Below are 24,353 nucleotides of genomic sequence, written 5' to 3'. Positions count from 1 at the left end.
GAAAGCGGACGTCCGGCGGACAGCGGGCGGACGGTCGGCGTACGTCTAGCGCGCGGCCAGCGCGCGCTCTCCTGCCTTGCGCATGGCGGCCAGCGGCGCGGGCGCACGTCCGGTCATCTGCTCGACCTGCAGCACCGCCTGGTGCACCAGCAGGTCGAGGCCGCTGACGACGGCACCGCCGTACATCGACCAGCGAGCCGCCAGAGCGGTGGGCCACGGGTCGTACAGGACGTCGAAAAGGGTCGCGGGCCGCTCGGGCACGGAGGCCGACAGCGCGTCGGTCGCGCCCGCCGGAGTCGTGGCGATCACCAGCGGCGCGCTCAGCGCGCGCCCGGCGTCCGCCCAGTCCGCCGTCCGCACCTGCACGTCGAGCCGCTCGCCCCACTCCCGCATCTCGGCGGCGCGGGCCTGACTGCGTACGTACGCGACGACCTCGCCCGTGCAGATCCGCGCGAGCGCGGCGAGCGCGGACGACGCGGTGGCGCCCGCGCCGAGGATCGCCGCGGACTCGACCTGTTCGATGCCGCGTTCCCGCAGGGCGGCGACCATGCCGGGGATGTCGGTGTTGTCGCCGACGCGGCGGCCGTCCTCCGTGACTACGACGGTGTTGACCGCCTCGACGGAGGCGGCGGTCTCGCTGATCTCGTCGAGCAGCGGGATCACCGCGCGCTTGAGCGGCATCGTCAGCGAGAGCCCGGCCCACTCGGGCCCGAGCCCCTTCAGGAAGCCGGGCAGGGCCGCCTCGTCGACGTCGAACAGGTCATACGTCGAGTCGGCCAGACCCAGCTCCCCGTATGCGGCGCGGTGCAGCACCGGGGAGAGGGAATGGGCGATCGGTGAGCCGAGAACTGCGGCTCGGCGGGCACGCTCAGTCGCCATTCTTTTGCCGATCATTGAATTCCTTGACCAGCTTCTCGTGCTCGGTCAGCGTCTTGGTGAACTGGGTCTTCTTTCCGTCGACGGAGATGAAGAACATCCAGCCACCTCCATCCGGAGCCAAGGTGGCCGCCAGCGCCTCGTCGCCCGGGTTTCCGATCGGCCCTGGCGGGAGGCCCCTGTGGTAATAGGTGTTGTACGGGTCCGGGTCAGTCCGGATCTTCGAGATCGGGATATTGATCTCGCTCTGCCGCTTGAGGTAGTTGTACGTCGAGTCGAATTCGAGCTTCTGGTTGGTGACGGTGTTGGACGTCTTGAGGCGGTTGTAGACGACCGATGCCATCTTCTTGAAGTCGTCGTGCGTCATGCCTTCAGCCTGGACCAGGCTGGCCACGGTAAGAACCTGCAGCGGGTCCTTCAACTGCAGTTCGTCGGCCTTCGACTTGAGGCCCAGCTCGTCGTATTTCTGGGTCGCGTGGGCGACCATCTTCTTCAGGACAGCCTCGGGCTTCTGCCCCTTGGCGACCGGGTAGCTGGAGGGGTAGAGGAAGCCTTCCAGCGGGTCCTTGATTTCCTTGTTGCTGTTCGCCCAGTCCGGAAGTCCGAGACTCTTCCATTCGTTCTTTGCGACGCCCGCCGTCGTCCCCTTGTCGAGCTCAAGACGGGTGTCGATCTGCGAATACACCCAAGAATTCCGGCGGCCCTCGGGAATGATGAGGTTATTGCGGCTCTTGGGGCTGAGCATGAGTTCGACCGCACTCTTGGCCGACATTTGCTTCTTCAGGACGTAAACGCCATCCTGAATGGAATCGCCCTTGGGATTCTGTGCCTGCGCGGAGACGAAGGCGTCCACACTCTTGACGACTCCGGCTTCCTTCAGTTTCTGGCCGATCACATAGCCGCCGGATCCCTTCGGGATGTCGACGGTCGCGAGGCCGGTTCCCTCGCCCGCGTAGTCCGGCGACGTACCGAATCGGTCCTGGTAGAACTGATAGCCGAAATAGCCGACTCCGCCGAGACCACCGGCGAAGACCAGCGTCACGACCAGGCAGGCGCAGCCACTCCTGCGCTTCTTCGGTTTCTTGCCGCCCCGGCCGCCCCGACGGTCACCGCGGCCACCACGGCGCCCCGGGTCATCGTCGTCGTCCTCGTCGTCATCGGCGCCGGAGAAGAAGGCGTGCTCGCCCTGGTCCGGTCCCGGATCCCAGTCCTGTTTGGGCTCGGGGTCGGGACGGCGCCGCGACGGCGGCTCCGGCGGGGGGTACGCGTCGGGGGTGCCGTAGAAGTCCGGGCTCTCCGCGCCGTAGCCGCCCTGCTGACCGCCGTAGGGGTCCGACGGATCGGCGCCGTAGGGGACCTGGCCCTGCTGCCCGGCGTCCCAGCCGCCGTTGTACTGCTGCTGCTCCGGGCCGCCGTTGTACCCCTGGTCGGGTCCGCCGTTGTACTGCTGCTGGGGGGCACCCTCGTACTGCTGCTGGGGTCCACCGTCGTACTGCTGCCGGCCTGCGGGCCCGCCGTACTGCTGCTGGCCCGTGCTCCAGTCGTCGTACTGCGCCTGCTGGGGTTGCTGCGGCTGCTGGGCATGCTGCTGAGGGTGGTGGTACTGCCCCTGGCCGCCGTAAGTGGACTGGCCGCCCGAAGGCTGCTGTCCTCCCCATCCGCCGTCCCCGTACAACGGGTCCTCGGGATGCCACGGTTCGGAGCCTGGGCCCCGGCCATACTCAGTCATCGATCCCCTACATGCCGCGAGGCGGGGCCGCCGTCTGAGTGGGAGGGCAACCGTTCCGCCTCTTGATGCTGTGCGGCAGCTGTTCGAACACCGCCGCATCGCGCGGAACGTTACCGTATCGCGATCAGATGACCACTTCGACGCCCTCGCCCGGAGCTTTACCTGACGCCCGTTCGGACTCCAGTGCCTGCTGAAGGATGATGACGGCCGCCGCCTGATCGATGACAGACCTGCCCTTTTTGGACTTCACGCCCGAGGCGCGCAGCCCCTGACTGGCCGTCACTGTGGTCATCCTCTCGTCGAGAAGTCTCACCGGAATGGGCGCGACCAGCCGCGCGAGGTCCTGGGTGAAGGCGCGGACCTTGACGGCCGCCGGGCCCTCGCCCCCCTTGAGGGAGCGAGGGAGACCGACGACGATCTCGATCGGTTCGTACTCCTCGACGAGCTGCTTCAACCGGCGCTGGGCAGCCGGGACATCGCGTCCCGGCACCGTCTCCACCGGCGTGGCGAGGATCCCGTCGGGGTCGCACGAGGCGACCCCGATCCGGGCGTCACCGACGTCGATCGCGAGGCGTCGGCCCCGGCGCATGCCCCCCTCGGAGACGTCCATCAGGCCGTCTCTGCCACGAGGCGCTCGACGGCTGACATGGCGTCGCCGATCGCGGCGGGGTTCTGACCGCCGCCCTGGGCGACGTCCGGCTTGCCGCCGCCACCGCCGCCGAGGGTCTTGGCGGCCGTACGGACGAGGTCGCCGGCCTTGAGGCCGCGCTCGCGGGCGGCTTCGTTCGTGGCGATGACCGTCAGCGGGCGGCCGTTGGCCGTCGTGAACAGCGCCACCACGGCCGGGCGGTCCCCCTGGATGCGGCCGCGCACGTCGAGGACCAGCTTGCGCAGGTCGTCGGCGCCCGTGCCGTCCGGCACCTGGCCGGTGACGAGAGCGACGCCGCGCACGTCCTTGGCGTTGTCGACGAGACCGGCGGCGGCCTGGAGGACCTTCTCCGCGCGGAACTTCTCGATCTCCTTCTCGGCGTCCTTCAGCTTGCCGAGCATGGCGGAGACCTTCTCGGGCAGCTCCTCGGAACGGCCCTTGACCAGTTCCTGGAGCTGGGCGACGACCGTGTGCTCCTTGGCGAGGAAGTTGTACGCGTCGACGCCGACCAGGGCCTCGATACGGCGCACGCCGGAGCCGATGGACGACTCGCCGAGCAGCTTCACCAGACCCAGCTGGGCGGTGTTGTGCACGTGCGTGCCGCCGCACAGCTCCTTGGAGAAGTCGCCGATGGTGACGACGCGGACCCGCTCGCCGTACTTCTCGCCGAACTCGGCGATGGCACCCTGCTTCTTGGCCTCGTCGATCGACATGACCTCGGCCTGCACGTCGAGTTCGTGGGCCAGGACTTCGTTGATCTTCTGCTCGACGTCCGTCATGACGGCCGTGGGCACGGCCGACGGGGAGCCGAAGTCGAAGCGGAAGCGGCCCGGCTGGTTCTCGGAACCGGCCTGGGCGGCCGTCGGGCCGAGCGCGTCGCGCAGCGCCTGGTGCGTGAGGTGCGTGGCGGAGTGGGCGCGGGCGATGGCACGGCGGCGGTGCACGTCGATCGAGGCCCAGACCTGGTCGCCGACGGTGATCTCGCCGACCTGGACGACGCCCTTGTGGACGTGCACGCCGGGGACCGGCTTCTGCACGTCACGGATGTCGACGACGGCGCCGCTGTCGAGGCGGATCCGGCCGGAGTCGGCGATCTGGCCGCCGCCCTCGGCATAGAAGGGGGTGCGGTCCAGGACGACCTCGACCTCGTCGCCCTCGCGGGCGGCGGGGGACGAGACGCCGTTGACCAGGAGGCCGACGATCACGGCCTCGTTCTCGGTGAGGGTGTAGCCGGTGAAGTCCGTGGCGCCGGAGGCGTCGGCGATCTCGCGGTAGGCGTGCAGGTCGGCGTGGCCGGTCTTCTTGGCCTGGGCGTCGGCCTTGGCGCGCTCCCGCTGCTCCTTCATCAGGCGCCGGAAGCCGTCCTCGTCCACGGAGAGGCCCTGTTCGGCGGCCATCTCCAGGGTGAGGTCGATCGGGAAGCCCCAGGTGTCGTGGAGCAGGAACGCCCGGTCGCCGGAGAGGACCGTGCCGCCGGCGGCCTTGGTCTCGGTGACGGCGGTGTCGAGGATGTTCGTGCCGCCCTTGAGGGCCTTGAGGAAGGCGGCCTCTTCGGCGAGCGCGACGGTCTCGATGCGCTTGCGGTCGGTCTCCAGCTCGGGGTACTGCTCGCCCATCGACTTGATGACCGTGTCGACGAGCTCGTGCACGACCGGGCCCGTGGCCCCCATCAGGCGCATGTTGCGGATGGCGCGGCGCATGATGCGGCGCAGCACGTAGCCGCGGCCTTCGTTGCCGGGCGTGACGCCGTCGCCGATGAGCATCACGGACGTACGCATATGGTCGGCGACCACGCGCAGGGAGACGTCCGAGCCCTGCTCGGCGCCGTAGCGGACGCCGGTCAGCTCGGTGGCCTTGTCCATGACGACGCGCAGGGTGTCGGTCTCGTACATGTTCTGCACGCCCTGCAGGATCATGGCGAGACGCTCGAGGCCGAGGCCGGTGTCGATGTTCTTGCTGGGCAGCTCGCCGAGGATCTCGAAGTCCTCCTTCGAGGTGCCCTCGCCGCGCTCGTACTGCATGAAGACCAGGTTCCAGATCTCCACGTACCGCTCGTCGTTGACGGCCGGGCCGCCCTCGACGCCGAACTCGGGGCCGCGGTCGTAGTTGATCTCGGAGCAGGGGCCGCAGGGTCCGGGGACGCCCATGGACCAGTAGTTGTCCTTCTTGCCCAGGCGCTGGATGCGCTCGGCGGGGACGCCCACCTTCTCGCGCCAGATGGTCTCGGCCTCGTCGTCGTCGAGGTAGACCGTCACCCAGAGGCGCTCGGGGTCGAGGCCGTAGCCACCGTCCGCCACGGAGCTGGTGAGCAGCTCCCAGGCGAACTTGATGGCGCCTTCCTTGAAGTAGTCACCGAAGGAGAAGTTGCCGCACATCTGGAAGAACGTGCCGTGCCGTGTGGTCTTGCCGACCTCTTCGATGTCCGGCGTGCGCACGCACTTCTGCACGCTCGTGGCGCGCGAGAACTGCGGCTTGACCTCACCGAGGAAGTAGGGCTTGAAGGGCACCATGCCCGCGGGGACGAGGAGCAGAGTCGGGTCGTCCGCGATGAGCGACGCCGAAGGGACGACGGTGTGCCCGCGCTCCTCGAAGAAGCTCAGCCAGCGGCGGCGAATCTCGGCCGACTCCATCAGTGGTCCTCATTCCGGTTGTACGAGTACTTCGACTTCGAGAGGTACTTGCCCTGCTTGTTCTTGTCGGTCTTGCTGGTCCTGGCGTTCTCGATGGCCACGACCACCCGGCGCTGGCCCGGCAGTTCGGGGTCGACCGGGGCGTCGAGGCCCAGGGCTTCCCCCAGTTCGGCCTCGCGCTGGGCCATGCCGTCGCGGACGTCGAGAGCGAAGTCCTTGAGCTTGTGACCCGCCTCGACCGCCTTGTTCGCGGCCTGCGCCGCGAGGCTTTCGGGGGTCAGTTGCTTGATCTTGCGGTTGACCTTGGTGGTGGCCCACACACCGGCAGCGGCGCCCGCGGTGAACCAGAACGTACGGCGGAACATCGCTGCGTCAGTCCTTCTTCCGCTTGCCCCGCCGCCGCGCGGAGGGGACGGTGCGCCCCACGATCACGGTACGTCGGGCGGGCGCCGGGGGCACATTGGTTGATTCGGGTCCTGCCTTGCGGCCCAGGGCCCTGCGCACCCCGTAGCCGAACGCCGCGACCTTGACGAGGGGCCCGCCGAAGGTGGAGGCCACCGTCGTGGAGAGCGCCGACGCGTTCGACGTGACCTCCTGGACGTCCGAGGCGATGGCGTCGACCCGTTCGATCTGGGTCTGCGCGGAACGCACCGCGGTGGAGGCGTCCGCGAGGAGCGGGACGGCCTGCTCGGTCACTTCCGCGACGAGCTTGGTGGTCGCCCTGAGCGTCTGCGCCAGCCTCACCAGCACCACGGCCAGGAAGGAGACGAGGATCGCCCAGAAGACGGCCACCAGGATCCCGGCCACCTCTCCACCCGACACTGCGCACCGCTCCCTGAACATCGGTCCTGAACATCGAAAAGTCGTCCCCCGACCCTATCGCGCCGGGGCCGAGGCTCCGCACCGCATTACCGTGTACGGGCAGGGGAGTTGCCTGAAGTGATTGTACGGACTGCTTACGGATGAGTACGCTCCGTATCCCATGCGACGCGATCAGCGCCCGGGCGACCACCGGCACGGCTCCTCCGCACCGCCACCGAGGCCCGGCAACCTCCCGCTGGAGCTCAATGCCTTCGTCGGACGCACCGCCGAACTCGCCGCTCTCGCCGCCGCGTCGGAGGCCGCACGCCTGGTCACGGTGACCGGCGTGGGCGGCGTCGGGAAGTCGCGCCTCGCCGTCCGGGCCGCCGCAGGCACCGCGCCGCGGGACGGCGCCTGGCTCGTGGAGCTGGCCGGGGTCCGGGACCCGGATCTGGTGGAGCACGCGGTCGCCGACGCGCTGCGTCTGACGGATCACACCCGCCGCCCGACGCGCGCGGTGCTGCTTGACCATCTCGCGCGGCGGGAAGTCCTCCTCGTCGTCGACGGGTTCGAGCACCTGGTGGAGGCGTGTGCCTCGCTGGTGGGGGATCTGCTGCGCCACTCCCCCGGGCTCCGTGTGCTCGCGGTGGGGCGTCGGCCGCTTGACACCTGTGGCGAGCGGATCTTCCCGCTCGCGCCGCTGCCCGCCGAGGACGCGGCCACGCTGTTCGCCGACCGAGCGGCTGCGGGGGTCCCGGGGTTCGCCCTGGACGAGGCGAACGAAGCGGATGTGGCGGAGCTCTGCCGCCGCCTGGACGGGATCCCGCTGGCAGTCGAACTGGCGGCGGGGCGGCTGCGGGCGCTCTCCCCCGCGCAGTTGCTCTCCCGGCTGGACGACCGCTTCGCGCTGCTCACCGGTACACGGCGCGATGTGCCGCCGCGGCATCAGACCCTGCGTACGGCCATCGGCTGGAGCCATGAGCTGTGCACGGCGGGCGAGCGTCTGCTGTGGGCGCGGCTCTCCGTGTTCTGCGGTCCCTTCGACCTGGAGGCCGCCGAGTACATCTGCAGCGGGGACGGACTGCACGCCGACGACATCCTCGACGTACTGGGCGAGCTGATCGCGCAGTCCGTCGTGACCCGCGAGGAGGGGCCGGCGGGGGTCCGCTATCGCATGCTGGACACGGTCAGGGCATACGGTGCCGACTGGCTGGAGGCGGCCGGCGACGCGGCGCGGATGCGGCGGCGGCACCGCGACTGGTACATGGGCCTCGCCACCTGGTGCGAGCTGGACTGGTTCTCACCGCGCCAGGCGCGGGTCGCCGAGCTCGTCGACTGCGAACTGCCCAATCTGCGGGGCGCCCTCGAGTACTGCCTGACCGAACCGGACGAGACGCATCTGGGCCAGTATCTGGCGGGCAGCCTGTGGTTCTACTGGGTGGGCTGCGGGCGGCTCGCGGAGGGGCGCCACTGGCTCGACCGCGCCCTCGAACTGGACGGCGGCCACGACGACTCCCGCCTCAAGGCGCTGTGGGTGCTCGGCTATGTCGCGGTCCTGCAGGGCGACACAGTCGCCGCGCTCGCGGCGCTGCAGGAGTGCAAGGACGAGGCGGAGCGCACGGGCAGCGCCATCGCCACCGCGTACGCGGTGCACCGCATCGGCTGCCTCGCGCTCCTCGCCGACGACATGGAGCGCGCGGAAACCTTGCTGCGCTCGGCCCTCGATCAGTACCGCGAGATCGGCGAGCTCAACAGCAACGTCCTGATGGGCCAGGTAGAGCTGGCCATGGCGCTCGCCTTCCGCGGGGAGCTCGCCGACGCGGTGGAGCTCTGCGAGGACGTACGCCGGGTCTGCGAGGACCACGGCGAGCGCTGGACTCTCGCGTACGCCCTCTATGTGCTCGGCTTCGCGGCCTGGACGCGCGGCGAGGCCGCGACGGCCCGTGATCTGGTCATGCGGTGCCTGGCACTGGACCACGCCTTCAACGATCTGCTCGGCACGGTGCTCGCGATCGAGCTGCTCGCCCTGTTCACCGTGGTGGAGGGCGATCCGGCCGAGGCCGCGGTCCTGCAGGGCGCCGCGTCCCGCATCTGGCCCTCGGTGGGGCTTCCGCTGTTCGGCTCGGGGAACTTCGGCGGGCCGCACGCGCTGTGCGAGTCGCAGGCCCGCGAGCAGCTGGGCGACGCGCGGTACGAGGAGTGCGCGGCCGTCGGCACACGTCTCACCCCGGACGCGGCGGTGACCCGGGCCCTGGGCACGGGCCCCAGGGGCAATGCGAAAACCCGCCGCCTGCCCCACCACGAAGGGAGGGCGGGCGACGGGCTGAAGCAGGGAGAACTGCGTCCGGGTCAGCGGGCGTAGTACTCGACGACGAGCTGCTCGTCGCAGATCACGGGGATCTCCTTGCGGTTCGGGTCACGGTCCAGACGGAAGGCCAGGGCCTTCAGGTTCACCTGGAGGTAACGCGGGATCTCGCCGTCGGGGGCGAAGCCACCCTCACGCGAGACCACGAACAGCGGCTTCTCACGGCTGCGCTCGCGGACCATCACGACGTCGTCGGGACGGACGCGGAACGACGGCTTGTCGACCTTGCCGCCGTTGACCTCGATGTGGCCGTGGCTGACCATCTGACGGGCCTGGTAGATCGTGCGGGCGATGCCCGAACGCAGGATCAGGGCGTCGAGACGGCGCTCGAGCTCGATGACCAGGGCCTCGCCGGTCTTGCCTTCGGCCTTCTTGGCGCGGTCGTAGGCACGGGCCATCTGCTTCTCGCTGATGTCGTACTGCGCGCGCAGACGCTGCTTCTCGAGCAGACGGACCTTGTAGTCCGAGTTCTGCTTGCGCCCACGGCCGTGCTCGCCCGGCGGGTAGGGGCGGGCCTCGAAGTACTTGACGGCCTTCGGGGTCAGCGCGATGCCGAGGGCACGCGACTTCTTGACCTTGGGGCGGGACTGGTTCGTCATGAACCAACCTCTCTGTTCAGTGTGAAATCGGCTTCACCAGGGTTAGGGGAGGTCGCATCCGCAGCCTGGGAAACCCATCGGATCCGGTGGTGCTGGATCCGGCGGGCAGCCGCTCCCTGGTCTGGGCACTATGTGCAGCACGCGAGTGGCCCACCGACCGCTTCCCGGAGTACGAGATGGTGGTGGGCTGCCCGCGACACCTTCGACGGTGCGCGACGCTCCTGGAGATCCCTGGACGGTGAGGTCCGGGGCTCCGGCTGGATGTCCCGTTCTGGTGGTGCCGGTACGAGACCGGACACGGGACGCAGCACTTCGGGCAAGTGTACCGGGTGACAGGGGGTGCCTCAGCCGCGGCCACCCGCGCAGGCCGCGAGGAGGTCCTGGAGGGCCAGTTTCTCGGGGGCCGTGACGGTGAGGCCGTACTTGGTTTTGATCCCGGTCCAGCGGCGCCCGTACTCGCACCAGTATTCCTTGCGCGGGGGCTTCCACTTGTCGGGGGTCTGACTGCTCTTCTCGTAGTTGGTGTCCTTGTCGGCGGCGAGCAGGACATCCAGGTCGTTGGCGTACGTGAGTCGCCGCTCGGCGGTCCACGCCCAGGCGCCGGCCCGCCAGGCAGCGCCGAGCGCGACGACGTGGTCGGTCTGGATCTGCGAGGCGCGGCGGTAGGAGTAGGGCAGTTCCTTGCCGGTGTACGGGTCGTGCAGGACGCCGGAGAGCACGACACAGGGGTTGCGGTCGCCCTCGCGCAGGTCCTTGAGGTCGCGCCGCAGGACGTCGTCGCGGGTGTCACAGCCGTTGCGGCCGCCGGGGGCGTCGGTGTCGTCCGACCAGCCGACGCCGAATGCGGACCGCTTGTACGTCTGCCAGTTCTTGCCCCACGCGACGGTGAGGCGGGTGAGCTGGTCGCGGGCCTGTGCGGCGGTGGGCGGGAAGCCGGGGCTCGCGAGGGGGGCCGCGGGTGTGAGCTCGGCGGTGGGCGTCGCCTTGGCCGTCGGCGTGCCGGTCTCGTGGCGGGACCCGGCGCGCTCCAGCTGGGGCGGGGTGCAGCCCGCGGCGAGGACGGCGAGGACGAGCAGGGTGGTCCCCGTGCCCGCTCCGGCTGCCGCGCTCATGGCGCCGAGCCTAGGCGGGAGGGGCGGCGCCCGCCCGTCAAGCCCTGCGGCTATTCGCCCTTCAGGCGCTCCCGCACCCGCTCGACCACGTCCGCGTACCGCGCCTCCGCGCCGTAACGCGTGGGTTGGTAGTAACGCTTGGCGGCCACGGCGTCCGGTGCGTACTGCTGGGCGGCGATCGCGCCCGGCACGTCGTGCGGATACACGTACCCCTGGGCGTGGCCGAGCTTGGCCGCTCCCTTGTAGTGCCCGTCGCGGAGGTGGGGCGGGACGGGGCCCGCGAGGCCCGCGCGGACGTCGGCCTGGGCGGACTGGATGGCGATCGTCGCGGCGTTCGACTTCGGGGCCAGGGCGAGGGCGATCGTCGCGTGGCTGAGGGTGAGCGCGGCCTCCGGGAAGCCGATCATGGCGACGGCCTGGGCGGCGGCGACCGCCGTGGGCAGCGCCGTGGGGTCGGCGAGGCCGATGTCCTCGCTCGCGGAGATCATCAGGCGCCGGGCGATGAAGCGGGGGTCCTCGCCCGCCTCGATCATCCGGGCCAGGTAGTGCAGGGCCGCGTCGACGTCCGAACCGCGGATGGACTTGATCAGGGCGCTCGCGACGTCGTAGTGCTGGTCGCCGTCGCGGTCGTACTTCACGGCCGCGCGGTCGACCGACTCCTCCAGGGACTGGAGGGTGATCTCCTTCTCCCCCTTGGCGAGGGCCGAGCCGGCGCCGGCCTCCAGGGCGGTGAGCGCGCGCCGGGCGTCGCCGCCGGAGATCCGCAGGAGGTGCTCCTCGGTGTCCGCGGGCAGTTCCACCGCGCCACCCAGACCCCGTTCCTCGGTGAGCGCCCGGCGCAGCAGGCCGCGCAGGTCGTCGTCCGTGAGGGGTTCGAGGGTGAGGAGGAGGGAGCGGGAGAGGAGCGGGGAGATGATCGAGAAGTACGGGTTCTCGGTCGTCGCCGCGATCAGCGTCACCCAGCGGTTCTCGACGGCGGGCAGCAGGGAGTCCTGCTGGGCCTTGCTGAAGCGGTGGATCTCGTCGAGGAAGAGGACGGTCTCCTTGCCGTGGCCGCCCATGGCCCTGCGGGCCCCTTCGATGACCGCGCGGACTTCCTTCACGCCCGCGGTGATCGCGGAGAGCTCCACGAAGCGCTTGTTCGTGGCCTTCGAGACCACGTAGGCAAGGGTCGTCTTGCCGATGCCGGGCGGTCCCCACAGGAACACCGAAGAGGGCCCCGCGGGCCCTCCGCCGCCTTCGCCGACGAGCCTGCGCAAGGGCGAGCCCTGCTTCAGCAGATGCTGCTGGCCGACGACTTCTTCGAGGGTGCGCGGGCGCATCCGGACGGCCAGGGGACTTGTCGAAGGGTCCTTCTCCTGGCGGTCCTCGGCAGCTGCGGTGAACAGGTCGGGCTCCACGGATCGAACCCTACGTCAGCCCACTGACAACGCCGTCGGCGCTGCCCGTCAGCTGGTCCAGAACTCCCACCAGCGCGTGAGGATCAGCATCCCGATGATGCCGATGTGCAGCACCGGAAGCACCCAGGTGAACTCGCTGAAGAACGTGCGCAGCCAGGAGGGCGCGGGCAGGAAGCCGTTGCGGACGTTGAACGACGTGACGTACCAGAACATGATGATCGTGGCGACCCAGGCGAGGCAGCACCACAGGCACAGCGAGTTGATCTCGTACAGCGACTGGTACTGCAGCCAGGTGCAGAAGCCGACCCCGAAGAGCGTGCCCGCGTTCAGCGTCAGGTAGTACCAGCGCGGGAAACGCGCACGGCCCAGCAGGCTCATCCCCACGCAGATCACCACCGCGTACGTGGCGATACCCAGCATCGGGTTGGGGAACCCGAAGGCCGAGGCCTGCTCGCTCTTCATGATGTTGCCGCAGGAGACCACCGGATTGAGGCTGCAGCCGGGCGTGAAGTCCGGGTCCTCCAGGAGCTTGAACTTGTCCAGCGTGATGACCCACGCCGCGAGCAGCCCCGCGGCCCCCGTGATCACCAGAAGCAGCGCGAACGCACGGCTCCCGCCGACACTGCGTGGAGCGTCCGCGTCCGTTCCCCCGCGGTCGTGCTCGGGGAGGCTGTCGCTTGCCGGGGTCGTCTTGCTCATCACGCCGTTCCGTCGCTTGTGGTGGCCTGCAGGCACGGACATTGTGCCGCACGCGCGCGGGTGTCCACCGTTCGATGGACATAAGGAGGTACGAACCGAACGCGCTTGGCACTCACCCCGGGACCCTGAACGGGCAGGGCCCGGGTGCGGTGTCGCACCCGGGCCCCGCACCAGGCTTCGGCTAGGCCAGCTTGCCCTTCAGGACGGACACGAGTTCGTCCACCGCCACGGCGTCCTGCTCGCCGGACTCCATGTCCTTGAGCTGCACGACGCCCTCGGCGAGGTCACGCTCGCCCGCGACGATCGTGAAGCGTGCGCCGGAGCGGTTGGCGTTCTTCATGGCGCCCTTGAGGCCCTTGCCGCCGTACGAGAAGTCCGCCGCGACGCCTGCCCTGCGCAGCTCCGTCACCTTGGAGAACAGGACCCGCCGTGCCTCGTCGCCGAGCGGCACCGCGAACACGCTGGTCGCCGAGGGGAGTTCGAGCTCGACGCCCTCCGCTTCCAGGGCGAGGACGGTGCGGTCCACGCCGAGTGCCCAGCCGACCGACGGCAGCGAGGGGCCGCCGATCATCTCGGAGAGGCCGTCGTAGCGGCCGCCGCCGCCCACCGCGGACTGCGAGCCGAGGCCGTCGTGGACGAACTCGAAGGTCGTGCGGGTGTAGTAGTCCAGGCCGCGGACCAGCTTCGGGTCGTCCTCGTAGGCGACGCCCTCCGCCGTCAGGAGCTCGCGCACCTGCTCGTGGTACGCCTTGCACGCGTCGCACAGGTAGTCGCGCAGCATCGGGGCGCCGACCAACTGCTTCTGGACGTCGTCGCGCTTGTCGTCCAGGACCCGCAGCGGGTTGATGTCGATACGCCGGCGTGTCTCCTCGTCCAGGTCGAGCGCGCGCAGGAAGTCCTGCAGCGCGGCACGGTAGACGGGGCGGCACTCCTTGTCGCCGAGCGAGTTCAGCAGGATGCGGAACTGGCGCAGCCCCAGGGCGCGGTACGCCTGGTCGGCGAGGATGATCAACTCGGCGTCCAGGGCCGGGTCCTCCGCACCGATCGCCTCGGCGCCGACCTGCGAGAAGTGCCTGTAGCGGCCCTTCTGCGGGCGCTCGTAGCGGTAGTACGAGCCGGAGTACCAGAGCTTGACCGGGAGGTTGCCCGCCTTGTGCAGGTTGCCCTCCAGGGCAGCGCGCAGCACGGACGCGGTGCCTTCGGGGCGCAGGGCGAGCTGGTCGCCGCCCTTGGTCTCGAAGGCGTACATCTCCTTGGAGACGATGTCGGTGGACTCGCCGACGCCGCGCGAGAACAGCTCGACGTTCTCGAAGCCGGGCGTCTCGACGTATCCGTACCCGGAGTTCCGCAGCGGTGCGGCGATCGCCTCGCGCACGGCCAGGTACTTCGCGGAGTCGGGCGGGAGCAGGTCGTACGTGCCCTTGGGGGCCTTGAAGGTGCTCACGGGTTTTCTCTCGTCACATTCCTCGTCGGGGAGCGTCGGCTCCCAGGCCGGCGGCCACCTGGCGCAGATACGGGTTGGTGGCGCGCTCACGGCCGATGGTCGTGTGCTCGTTGTGACCGGGCAGGACCACGGTCGAGTCGTCGAGCGGCAGGCACACGCGCGCCAGGGACTCGAGCATCTCGTCGTGCGAACCGCCGGGCAGGTCGGTGCGGCCGATGGAGCCGGCGAAGAGCAGGTCGCCCGAGAAGAACACCGAGGGAACCTCGGCGGACTCGGGCAACTGGAACGTCACCGACCCCTTCGTATGCCCCGGCGCGTGCGCGACGGAGAAGTCCAGACCGGCGAGCTTCAGCCGCGCGCCGTCGGCCAGCTCCTTGACGTCGGAGGGCTCCCCCACGGTCAGTTCGCCGAGCAGCTGCGCGCCGAAGGAGCGGCCTATGGCCTTCTCCGGGTCGCTCATCATGTACCGGTCGTCGGGGTGGATCCACGCGGGCACGTCGTGCGCGCCGCAGACGGGGACGACCGAGGCGACATGGTCGATGTGGCCATGGGTGAGCACGACAGCGACGGGCTTGAGCCGATGCTTCTTGAGCGCGTCCTCGACTCCCTCGGTGGCCTGGTGGCCCGGGTCGATGATCACGCACTCCTCGCCTGCGGCGGGGGCGACCAAGTAGCAGTTGGTGCCCCAGGCCCCGGCGGGAAACCCGGCAATGAGCACGATCGTCCTTCGTTCGTCGTCCGGCGGAGGTGACCGCGCAGGATCGCGGCAGATCAGAGCCTACCGGCGCTCCCGATTCCACAGCTAACCCATATACGGTACGGGGCTAACAGAAGCGGTCATCCACGCAGAGGAGAGAGAACCCGGTGGTCAGCAACGATCAGCGGCGGCGTCAGCTCGCCCGGGAGAAGTTCTTGCGGCAGCAGCAGCGCCGGGAGGCCGCGCGACGCAGGGCGCGGATGCGCAACGCGGTGATCGCCTCGGCCCTCGCGGTGGTCGTGGCCGGTGGCGCGGTGTCGTACGCGGCGGGAGCCTTCGACGACGACGGCAAGCCCAAGGACGAGGTCAACGCGAACCCGACCAAGAAGCCGGACCCCTGCGAGCAGCCCGCGGGCGGCAAGGTGAAGCCGCTCAGCTTCAAGAAGGAACCGAAGCTGACGATCGACAAGTCGGCCGACTACGCGATGAAGCTCGGCACGACCTGCGGCGACATCGACCTGAAGCTGTCGGCCGCCAAGGCCCCGCACACGGTCAACTCCTTCAACTTCCTGGTGAACAAGGGCTATCTGGATCACACGAAGTGCCACCGGCTCACCGCGGGCGGCATCTTCGTCCTGCAGTGCGGTGACCCGAAGGGCACCGGCGAGGGCGGCCCCGGCTACTCGATCCCGGACGAGAACCTCAAGGACAAGAGCCTGAAGGGGAACGTGTATCCGGCGGGCACGGTCGCGATGGCCAACCAGTACAACGCCCAGGAGAAGAAGGGCAGGAACACCGGCGGCAGCCAGTTCTTCCTGGTCTACCAGGACAGTCAGCTCCCGCCCGACTACACACCGTTCGGGACCATTTCCGATTCCGGGATGAAGGTGCTCAAGAAGATTGCCGACGCCGGCGAGAGCACCGGGCAGGGCGACGGCGCACCGAACGCGACGGTCGTCATCAACAAGGCGACCGTGTCGAAATCCTGACCGCCCGCGGGCAAACTTCGGACGCGCGGGATGCGGACAGCCGCCCCGCCGGTCGCCTATGTTGGCGGTGACGAAACTGTGGACGATGCCGGGGGCCCCGAGGCCCTGCGCAGGCATCATGTGGAGGAGGCGCTGTGAGCAGCGACCCGTGGGGCCGCGTCGATGAGACGGGGACCGTGTACGTGCGCAAGGCCGACGGCAGCGAGCGTGAGGTCGGTTCGTGGAAAGCGGGGTCACCTGACGAGGCCCTCGCTTACTTCGAGCGCAAGTACGACGGTCTGGTCGTCGAGATCGGACTTCTCGAGCGCCGGGTGAAGACGACCGACCTGTCGGCCAAGGACGCCACGACCGCCATCGACCACCTGCGCCAGCAGGTGGACGAGGCGCACGCGGTCGGCGATCTGGACGCCCTCAGCAAGCGCCTGGACAAGCTCGTCGAGACGGTCGACGAGCGTCGTGAAGAGCGCAAGGTCCAGAAGGCCAAGCAGTCGGACGAGGCGAGGCACTCCAAGGAGGCGCTGGTCGTCGAGGCCGAGGAACTCGCCCAGAGCGAGCAGTGGCGGGCGGCGGGCGAGCGGCTGCGCGCGCTGGTGGACACCTGGAAGGGTCTGCCGCGCCTCGACCGCAAGTCGGACGACGAGCTGTGGCACCGCTTCTCGCATGCCCGCTCGGCGTTCTCCAAGCGGCGCAAGGCCCACTTCGCCTCGCTGGACGCCCAGCGCGAGGAGGCCCGCAAGACCAAGGAGAAGCTGGTCGGCGAGGCCGAGGCCCTCTCGAACTCGACCGACTGGGGTCCGACGGCCGCGCGCTACCGCGACCTGATGACCGAGTGGAAGGCCGCGGGCCGCGCCCAGCGCGAGCACGAGGACGACCTGTGGAACCGCTTCCGAGGCGCGCAGGACGTGTTCTTCGCGGCGCGCAGCTCCGTCTTCGCGGAGCGCGACGCCGAGCAGACGGAGAACCTGAAGCTGAAGGAGGAGCTGGCCGAGGAGGCCGAGAAGCTCGTCCCGGTGAAGGACCTCAAGACGGCGCGTGCCGCCTTCCGCGCGCTCAACGAGCGCTGGGAGGCCATCGGCCACGTCCCGCGTGACGCGCGGCCGAAGGTCGAGGGCCGGATGCACGCGGTGGAGCGTGCCCTGCAGGAGACCGAGGAGGCCGAGTGGCGCCGGACGAACCCTGAGGCGCGGGCGCGTGCCGAGGGTCTGACCGGTCAGCTGCAGGCCGCCGTCGACAAGCTGGTCGACCAGATCGAGAAGGCGCGTACGGCGGGCAACAACGCCAAGGCGGACAAGCTCCAGAAGGAGCTCGACGGCCGCCAGGCGCTGCTCGACCAGGCGTTGAAGGGCCTGCACGAGTTCGGCGGCTGAGCAGTTTTCTGCTTGCTACGTAGAGGGGCTCCCGTACGTGATGTACGGGAGCCCCTCTACGTGGTGGACCGGTTTACGGTCTGCGAGCCGATGTCACCCGGTAGACGTCGTAGACGCCCTCGACTCCCCTGACCGCCTTGAGTACGTGCCCCAGGTGCTTGGGGTCGCCCATCTCGAAGGTGAAGCGCGAGGTGGCGACCCGGTCGCGGGAGGTCTGGACGGCCGCGGACAGGATGTTCACGTGCTGGTCCGACAGGATGCGCGTGACGTCCGAGAGCAGCCGCGAGCGGTCCAGGGCCTCGACCTGGATGGCGACCAGGAAGACCGACGACTGGGTGGGCGCCCACTCGACTTCCAGGATCCGCTCGGGCTCACGGGAGAGCGAGTCGACGTTCACACAGTCACTGCGGTGGACCGATACGCCGCTGCCGCGCGTGACGAAGCCGATGATCCCGTCCCCGGGGACAGGCGTGCAGCAGCGGGCCAGCTTGACCCACACGTCCTCGACGCCCTTGACGACGACACCGGGGTCGGCGTTGGCGCGGCGCTTGCTGCGGCTGCGCGAGGGCGGTGTGCTCTCGGCGATGTCCTCGTTGGCGGCCTCCTCGCCGCCGAGCGCCTGGACGAGCTTCTGCACGACGGACTGCGCGGTGACGTGGCCCTCGCCGATCGCCGCGTAGAGGGACGAGATGTCGGGGTAGCGCATCTCGTGCGCGAGCGTGACGAGCGAGTCGCCCGTGAGGATCCGCTGGATCGGCAGGTTCTGCTTGCGCATGGCGCGCGCGATGGCGTCCTTGCCCTGCTCGATGGCCTCGTCGCGGCGCTCCTTGGAGAACCACGCACGGATCTTGTTGCGCGCCCGCGGGGACTTGACGAAGCCGAGCCAGTCGCGGGACGGGCCCGCGCCGGCCGCCTTGGAGGTGAAGACCTCAACCAGGTCGCCGTTGTCCAGGGTCGATTCGAGCGGCACGAGACGTCCGTTGACCCGGGCCCCTATGGTGCGGTGGCCGACCTCGGTGTGCACCGCGTACGAGAAGTCGACCGGGGTGGCGCCCGCCGGGAGCGCTATGACGTCGCCCTTCGGCGTGAAGACGAAGACTTCGTTGCGCGACAGGTCGAAGCGCAGCGATTCGAGGAACTCGCTGGGGTCCTCGGTCTCCTTCTGCCAGTCGAGGAGCTGGCGCAGCCACGCCATGTCGTTGAGGTGGTCGTCCTTGCCGCCGGCCTTCCTCGGCACGTCGGTGCGCACCTTGGAGGCGCCGGCGGACGGCTCCTGCTTGTACTTCCAGTGCGCGGCGATGCCGTACTCGGCGCGCCTGTGCATGTCGAACGTGCGGATCTGGAGCTCGACGGGCTTGCCGCTGGGGCCGATCACCGTGGTGTGCAGCGACTGGTACATGTTGAACTTCGGCATCGCGATGTAGTCCTTGAACCGGCCGGGGACCGGGTTCCATCGCGCGTGGACGGTGCCGAGGGCGGCATAGCAGTCGCGGACCGTGTCGACGAGGACGCGGATGCCCACCAGGTCGTAGATCTCCGCGAAGTCACGGCCGCGGACGATCATCTTCTGGTAGACGCTGTAGTAGTGCTTCGGGCGCCCGGTGACGGTGGCCTTGATGCGGGCGGCCCGCAGGTCGGCCTGGACCTCGTCGGTCACTATGGCGAGGTATTCGTCGCGCTTGGGGGCGCGCTCGGCGACCAGGCGCACGATCTCGTCGTACATCTTGGGGTAGAGGATCGCGAAGGCGAGGTCCTCCAACTCCCACTTGATGGTGTTCATGCCCAGGCGGTGGGCCAGGGGCGCGTAGATCTCCAGGGTCTCGCGGGCCTTCTTCTCCTGCTTCTCCCGCTTGAGATAGCGCATCGTGCGCATGTTGTGCAGGCGGTCGGCGAGCTTGATGACCAGGACACGGGGGTCCTTGGCCATGGCCACGACCATCTTGCGGACGGTCTCGGCCTGCGCGGCCTCGCCGAACTTGACCTTGTCGAGCTTGGTGACGCCGTCGACGAGCAGGGCGACCTGGTCGCCGAAGTCGCGCTTGAGGGTGTCCAGGCCGTACTCGGTGTCCTCGACGGTGTCGTGCAGGAGACCCGCCATGAGCGTGGCCGGGTCCATGCCGAGCTCGGCGAGGATCGTCGTCACGGCGAGGGGGTGCGTGATGTACGGGTCGCCGCTCTTGCGCTTCTGTCCGCGGTGCCAGCGCTCGGCGACCTGGTACGCGCGCTCGATCTGGCGCAGCGTCGCCGTCTCGATCTTCGGGTCGTTGCTGCGCACTATCCGCAGCAGGGGCTCCAGGACCGGGTTGTACGGGTTCGAACGCTGGACGCCGAGGCGAGCCAGGCGGGCGCGTACGCGGTTGGAGGAGCCGGAGCGCTCGTTCTTGGCCGCGGTGGGCCGCGGCGTGGGCGTCGTGCTGCCCGCGCGGGCCTCGGTGGGGGGCTTGGGGCGCGCTGGATCGGGGGCCGGCCTGTCACCCGTGGCGCCTGCCCCGGGCGTGCTCGGTGCGGGTGTGGTGCTGGGGGGCGTGCTCTCCCGCTTCGCCGGCGTCGCGCCCTTGGCGGGCGGCGTGCTCTTGGCGGGCGCGGCAGCCGTCGCCGCCGCGCGCTGGGCCTGCTCTGCGGCCTTGGCGGCGGTGAGTGCCTTGGACTCGTCTGGCAAGAGGCGCTCCCTGTGCGCGATCCGGGTCCCCCGGTCAGGCCCCGAAGAGCCCATGGTATCGATCCTGGACCTTCGGCTCTCCTTCAGCCCGTGAGACGGCTCACTACGGGAGAAACACCTGAGGTCTCCACAGCGCGAACCCGAGGTCTCTACAGAAGGAACACCTGAGGCGGGCGCCGGATTCCTCCGGGCCCGCCTCGGGGTGTGCGTGGTGGCTGCTCAACCGGTTCAGACCGTGAGGAGGGCCTCCAGCGGGGCGCCCTCCAGGGCCGTCTCCAGCTTGGCGCGGCCCCCGAGGAAGCCGAGCTCCATCAGGACGGCCACACCGGCTACCTGAGCGCCCGCGCGGCGGATGAGCCGCAGGGACGCCTCGGCGGTGCCGCCGGTCGCCAGGACGTCGTCGATGACCATGACGCGGTCGTCGGCGGCGAGGTCCTCGGCGTGCACCTCGATCTCGGCGCTCCCGTACTCCAGGTCGTACGTCTGGCCGAGGGTCGCTCCGGGGAGCTTGCCCGCCTTCCGTACGGGGATGAAGCCGAGCCCCGCGCGCAGCGCGACCGGGGCGCCCAGGATGAAGCCGCGGGCCTCCAGGCCGACGATCTTCGTGGCGCCGTGCCGCACGGCGAGGTCCGCGAGGGCCTCGGTCAGCGCGGCGAAGGCCTGCGGGTCCGCGAGGAGCGGCGTGATGTCCTTGAACATCACCCCGGGCTCGGGGTAATCGGGGACGTCCCGGATGCGGCTGAGCAGCAGCTCCGTCGTCCCGGCGAGCTCGGTCATCGGCGCTTCCCCGAAGGACGGCCGCGGCCTCGGTTGCGGGACGCGGGCTGCGTGCGCGGGCCGACGACGCCCGCGGGGGCGGCGTCCTCCGGCAGGTCGTCCTGCGACGCGTCGTCGTACTCGCCGTCGTCGTCGCGCGGGGCGCTCTCCGCGGACTCGCCCTTGGCCGCCGCGGCGGCACGCTTGGCGAGAACGCGCTTCTTGAGCGCCTTCATCTGCGGCTCGGTCTCCTTGAGGTCGGCGACGAGCGGCGTGGCGATGAAGATCGAGGAGTACGCACCGGCCGCGAGGCCGACGAACAGCGACAGCGAGATGTCGTTGAGCATGCCGGCACCGAGGAAGCCGCCGCCGATGAAGAGCAGTCCGGCGACCGGCAGGAGCGCGACGACCGTGGTGTTGATCGAGCGCACCAGGGTGCTGTTGATGCTGCGGTTGGCGACCTCGCTGTAGGTCCACCGCGTCTGCTTGGTGAGGTCCTTCGACTGCTCCTTCAAGCTGTCGAAGACCACCACCGTGTCGTAGAGCGAGTAACCGAGGATCGTCAGCAGACCGATGATCGTGCCCTGCGTGACCTCGAAGCCCACCAGGGCGTAGACACCGACGGTGATCGTGATGTCGTGGATCAGGGCGATCAGCGCGGCCAGGGCCATGCGCCACTCGAAGGCGATCGCCAGATAGATCACCACGAGGACCATGAAGATGATCAGGCCGGTCCAGGCCTTCTTGCTGATCTGCTCACCCCAGCTGGGGCCCACGAGGTCGGCGTTGATGCTGTCGGCCTTGAGGTCCATGTCCTTGGCCAGATCCGCCTTGATCTGGTCGGACTTGGCGGTGTCCACACCGGCGACCTGGATGCGCAGACCGCCCGAGCCGAGCTCCTGGACGACCGCGTCGTGACCGGAGGCCGCTTCCGCGGACTTCTCCGCCTCGGCGACCGAGACGCTGGTCTTCGGCGTGGTGAAGACGGCACCGCCCTCGAACTCGATGCCCATGTTCAGGCCGCGCACCGCAAGGCCGACGATGGCCGTGATGGTGATCAGGATCGAGATGCCGTACCAGATCTTGCGCTTGCCGACGAAGTCGTAGCCGACCTCACCGCGGTAGAGCCTGGCGCCGAGACTGCCGAGCTTCGACATCTCACGCCTCCTTCGGGTCGACAGGGCCAGCGGACGAACCAGTGGCGCGGCGGGTGCGGCGCAGCGGCGGCTTGGCGCCGAGGCGCTTCGGGTCGAGGCCGGACCACTTGTGGCCGTTCGCGAAGAACGGCTTGCGCGCCATCAGGGTCATCAGCGGCTTGGTGAAGAAGAACACCACGACGACGTCGAGGAGCGTGGTCAGGCCGAGCGTGAACGCGAAGCCCTGGACCTTGCCGACCGTCACGATGAAGAGCACCGCGGCCGCGAGGAACGACACGAAGTCGGAGACCAGGATGGTGCGCCGGGCACGCGGCCAGGCACGCTCGACGGCGGGCCGCAGGGTGCGTCCCTCCCTGACCTCGTCCCGCACGCGTTCGAAGAACACGATGAACGAGTCCGCGGTGATACCGATCGCAACGATCGCACCACACACCGCGGGGAGGTTCAGGGTGAAGGAGATGGCCGGGCCGAGCAGGGTCATCAGGGTGTACGTCAGGGCTGCCGAGACCAGGAGGCTCGCGATGGCGATCAGCGAGAGGCCGCGGTAGTAGACCACCAGGTAGATGATGACCAGCGCGAGGCCGATGGCACCGGCGATCAGACCGGCGTGCAGCTGCTCGCCGCCGAGTGCCGGGCTGACGGTGGTGACGCTCTGCTCGTGGAAGGTCAGGGGCAGCGCGCCGTACGACAGGATGTTCGCGAGGTCCTGGGCCGACTCCTGCGTGAAGCTGCCGGAGATCTCCGCGTTCGAGCTCAGCGTCGTGTTGACGCTGGGGGCCGAGGCCACCTCGCCGTCGAGGACGATGGCGAACTGGTTCATCGGGGGCTGCTGCTGCGAGAGCTTGCTGGTGGTCTTGGAGAACTTCTTCGAGCCGCCGCCCGTGAACTCCATGTTGACGACCCAGGCGCCGCTCTGCTGGTTGATGGTGGCCTTGGCGTCGTCGACGTCCTTGCCGTTCAGCTCAGCGGGGCCGAGGACGTACTTCTCCCACTGGCCGGCGTTGTTCTTGCCACAGGCGATGGTCTGCTCGGACGGCTTGATGCCGTCGCCGACCTTGCCGCGCTGGGCCTTGTCCGTGCAGTCGAGCGCGGTGAACTTCTTCTGCAGGGCGGCCGTGGCCGGGTCCGCGGACGGGGTGGGGGTCGGCTTGCCCTTGTCGCCGCCCTTGTCCGAGGCCTTCGGGGTCGGCGTCGCGTCGGCCTTCAGGCCGTCCGTGACGGCGCGGCCCTGGGGGCTGGGCGAGCCGGTGGCAGTCGGCGTCGAGGACGCCTTGTCGTCGCCCTTGTCCGTCGCCTTGGGCGTGTCCTTGCCCTTGTCGCCCTTGTCCTTTTCCTTGCCGGACGAGCTGGCGGACGGGTCGGGGGTGGGCTCACCGCTGGCCACCGTCAGGACCGGACGGAAGTAGAGCTGAGCGGTCGTGCCGACCTGCTCGCGCGCCTGCTTCTCGTTCGTGCCCTTGGGGATGTTGACGATGATGTTGTCTTCGCCCTGGGTCTGCACCTCGGCCTCGGACACACCCAGACCATTGACGCGGTTGTTGATGATGCTGACCGCGGTGTTCATGTTGGTCGGGTTGATCGCGTTCTTCTGGCCCGGCTCGTTCTTCGCCTGGAGCGTGATGCTCGTGCCGCCGGCGAGGTCGATGCCGAGGCGAGGCGTGGTGTTCCCCGAAAGGAACATCCCCCCGGTGAGCGCCACGAGGGCGATCAGGATGAAGGCCAAAGAGCGTCCCGGCTTGCCCGGAGCGCTCTGCCTTCGGCCCTTCTTAGGTGCTGCCACCTTCTCGTTCTCCCTGTCCAACCGCCCCGGCGTCCGGTGCGCTGCCCCGCACTGAGCGGGGAGCTCCCGGGTCGGGCGGCCATGAAATGGTGTCGAGCCCCGTCACGAAACCCACGCACTGCGGGGGCCGTGGCAGCGCGAGCGGCGCGCCCCACGGGCCCCGGTGCTGGTTACTTCGTGTCGGTCTCGCCGTCGGTCTTCTTCGGCTCGGCGTCGTCGGCCTCGGGGGCGCTGTCCGCGTCCTTCTTGCCGAGGTCGATGGGCGAGTCGTCGGAAGCGCCGGCGGCGGGCTCGTCGGTCTCGGTGAGGGAGGAGGCGTCGTCCGGGACGACGGGGCTGTCCGACTTCAGGTCGACAGCGGTGCCGTGGACGATGCGGTTGTACTCGTCGTCCTCGAGGACGGCGCCGATGGAGTTCTTCGCGTAGAACGCGTGCACGCCCGGAGCCACCTCAAGGAGGACCGCGTCGTCGTGAACCTCCTTGACGGTGGCGTACATGCCCCCGATCGTTCGGATGCCGGTGCCGGGCTGCATCTCGTTACGCATCGCCGCGGCCGCCTGCTGCTTCTTCTTGGCGGAGCGGGTCATCAGGAACATGGCCCCGATGAGCACGATGAACGGGAGGAGGGTCACGATATTCACGGG

At 69.4% G+C, this 24,353-nt stretch carries 20 protein-coding genes; 3 read left to right on the top strand and 17 right to left on the bottom strand.

Features of this window, described 5'->3' with window-relative positions; all coding sequences use genetic code 11:
• Positions 1 to 45: 45 nt before the first annotated feature.
• The 6 genes from OG302_RS34135 to OG302_RS34110 all read right to left on the bottom strand — a co-directional run bounded on the left by OG302_RS34135 (position 46) and on the right by OG302_RS34110 (position 6,706).
• The gene (locus OG302_RS34135; protein WP_371530283.1) at positions 46 to 879 is read right to left on the bottom strand and encodes a shikimate dehydrogenase; all 834 of its coding nucleotides are present in this window, start codon (positions 877 to 879) and stop codon (positions 46 to 48) included.
• Positions 869 to 2,605 carry an endolytic transglycosylase MltG gene (mltG, locus tag OG302_RS34130; protein ID WP_371530282.1) on the bottom strand — a complete coding sequence of 579 codons (1,737 nt, stop codon included), beginning with the start codon at positions 2,603 to 2,605 and terminating at the stop codon, positions 869 to 871. The genes OG302_RS34135 and mltG overlap by 11 nt, the downstream gene beginning before the upstream one ends.
• A 124-nt stretch (positions 2,606 to 2,729) precedes the next feature.
• Positions 2,730 to 3,194, bottom strand: a complete 465-nt coding sequence (gene ruvX / locus OG302_RS34125) for a Holliday junction resolvase RuvX (protein ID WP_371750320.1) — start codon at positions 3,192 to 3,194, stop codon at positions 2,730 to 2,732.
• 20 nt (positions 3,195 to 3,214) lie between these two features.
• Positions 3,215 to 5,884: an alanine--tRNA ligase gene (gene alaS, locus OG302_RS34120; RefSeq protein WP_371530281.1), complete on the bottom strand. Its 2,670-nt coding sequence runs from the start codon at positions 5,882 to 5,884 to the stop codon at positions 3,215 to 3,217.
• Positions 5,884 to 6,249, bottom strand: coding sequence for a DUF6167 family protein (locus tag OG302_RS34115; protein ID WP_371530280.1), 366 nt, complete (start codon positions 6,247 to 6,249; stop codon positions 5,884 to 5,886). Before OG302_RS34115 ends, alaS begins: the two co-directional genes overlap by 1 nt.
• A 7-nt stretch (positions 6,250 to 6,256) precedes the next feature.
• Positions 6,257 to 6,706, bottom strand: a complete 450-nt coding sequence (locus OG302_RS34110) for a DUF948 domain-containing protein (RefSeq protein WP_351168634.1) — start codon at positions 6,704 to 6,706, stop codon at positions 6,257 to 6,259.
• A 160-nt stretch (positions 6,707 to 6,866) separates the two neighbouring features.
• Between OG302_RS34110 and OG302_RS34105 the strand changes: the two genes are divergently transcribed.
• Positions 6,867 to 9,047, top strand: a complete 2,181-nt coding sequence (locus OG302_RS34105) for a regulator (RefSeq protein ID WP_371530279.1) — start codon at positions 6,867 to 6,869, stop codon at positions 9,045 to 9,047.
• Here the strand turns inward: OG302_RS34105 and rpsD are convergent.
• From rpsD to OG302_RS34075, 6 genes are all read right to left on the bottom strand, one after another.
• A complete protein-coding gene (rpsD, locus tag OG302_RS34100; RefSeq protein ID WP_361834513.1) occupies positions 9,035 to 9,649 on the bottom strand; it encodes a 30S ribosomal protein S4 in 615 nt (204 codons plus the stop codon). The two genes, OG302_RS34105 and rpsD, sit on opposite strands and share 13 nt — an antisense overlap.
• 344 nt (positions 9,650 to 9,993) lie before the next feature.
• Positions 9,994 to 10,761 (bottom strand): HNH endonuclease family protein, encoded by a 768-nt coding sequence (locus OG302_RS34095; protein WP_371530278.1) that lies wholly within the window; start codon positions 10,759 to 10,761, stop codon positions 9,994 to 9,996.
• Between the two features lie 50 nt (positions 10,762 to 10,811).
• On the bottom strand, positions 10,812 to 12,161 hold the full coding sequence (locus OG302_RS34090) for a replication-associated recombination protein A (protein WP_371530277.1): 1,350 nt from the start codon (positions 12,159 to 12,161) through the stop codon (positions 10,812 to 10,814).
• Between the two features lie 48 nt (positions 12,162 to 12,209).
• Positions 12,210 to 12,860, bottom strand: coding sequence for a vitamin K epoxide reductase family protein (locus OG302_RS34085; protein ID WP_371530276.1), 651 nt, complete (start codon positions 12,858 to 12,860; stop codon positions 12,210 to 12,212).
• Between the two features lie 181 nt (positions 12,861 to 13,041).
• Positions 13,042 to 14,304 (bottom strand): histidine--tRNA ligase, encoded by a 1,263-nt coding sequence (gene hisS, locus OG302_RS34080; RefSeq protein WP_371530275.1) that lies wholly within the window; start codon positions 14,302 to 14,304, stop codon positions 13,042 to 13,044.
• Between the two features lie 13 nt (positions 14,305 to 14,317).
• Complete coding sequence (locus tag OG302_RS34075; protein ID WP_361834500.1) at positions 14,318 to 15,022, bottom strand: MBL fold metallo-hydrolase; 705 nt, start codon at positions 15,020 to 15,022, stop codon at positions 14,318 to 14,320.
• Positions 15,023 to 15,168: 146 nt separating this feature from the next.
• On the opposite strand from OG302_RS34075, the gene OG302_RS34070 reads away from it, so the two are divergent.
• Both OG302_RS34070 and OG302_RS34065 read left to right on the top strand, forming a co-directional pair.
• Entirely contained in the window at positions 15,169 to 15,990 is an 822-nt protein-coding gene (locus OG302_RS34070; RefSeq protein ID WP_371530274.1) for a peptidylprolyl isomerase, read from the top strand.
• 134 nt (positions 15,991 to 16,124) lie between these two features.
• On the top strand, positions 16,125 to 17,357 hold the full coding sequence (locus tag OG302_RS34065) for a DUF349 domain-containing protein (protein ID WP_371530273.1): 1,233 nt from the start codon (positions 16,125 to 16,127) through the stop codon (positions 17,355 to 17,357).
• 73 nt (positions 17,358 to 17,430) lie between these two features.
• Here the strand turns inward: OG302_RS34065 and OG302_RS34060 are convergent, their stop codons facing one another.
• From OG302_RS34060 to yajC, 5 genes are all read right to left on the bottom strand, one after another.
• Complete coding sequence (locus tag OG302_RS34060; protein ID WP_371530272.1) at positions 17,431 to 20,016, bottom strand: RelA/SpoT family protein; 2,586 nt, start codon at positions 20,014 to 20,016, stop codon at positions 17,431 to 17,433.
• Positions 20,017 to 20,244: 228 nt separating this feature from the next.
• Positions 20,245 to 20,793, bottom strand: a complete 549-nt coding sequence (locus OG302_RS34055) for an adenine phosphoribosyltransferase (protein WP_371530271.1) — start codon at positions 20,791 to 20,793, stop codon at positions 20,245 to 20,247.
• Positions 20,790 to 21,929: a protein translocase subunit SecF gene (gene secF / locus OG302_RS34050; RefSeq protein WP_371530270.1), complete on the bottom strand. Its 1,140-nt coding sequence runs from the start codon at positions 21,927 to 21,929 to the stop codon at positions 20,790 to 20,792. The genes OG302_RS34055 and secF overlap by 4 nt, the downstream gene beginning before the upstream one ends.
• A gap of 1 nt (position 21,930) precedes the next feature.
• A complete protein-coding gene (gene secD / locus OG302_RS34045) occupies positions 21,931 to 23,709 on the bottom strand; it encodes a protein translocase subunit SecD (protein ID WP_371530269.1) in 1,779 nt (592 codons plus the stop codon).
• Between the two features lie 170 nt (positions 23,710 to 23,879).
• Positions 23,880 to 24,350 (bottom strand): preprotein translocase subunit YajC, encoded by a 471-nt coding sequence (yajC, locus tag OG302_RS34040; protein ID WP_371530268.1) that lies wholly within the window; start codon positions 24,348 to 24,350, stop codon positions 23,880 to 23,882.
• Between the last annotated feature and the right edge of the window lie 3 nt (positions 24,351 to 24,353).

Source organism: Streptomyces sp. NBC_01283 (assembly GCF_041435335.1).
Taxonomy (GTDB): Bacteria; Actinomycetota; Actinomycetes; order Streptomycetales; family Streptomycetaceae; genus Streptomyces.
Note: the sequence above shows the minus strand (reverse complement) of the source record. Positions and strands in the feature narration are given on the sequence as shown.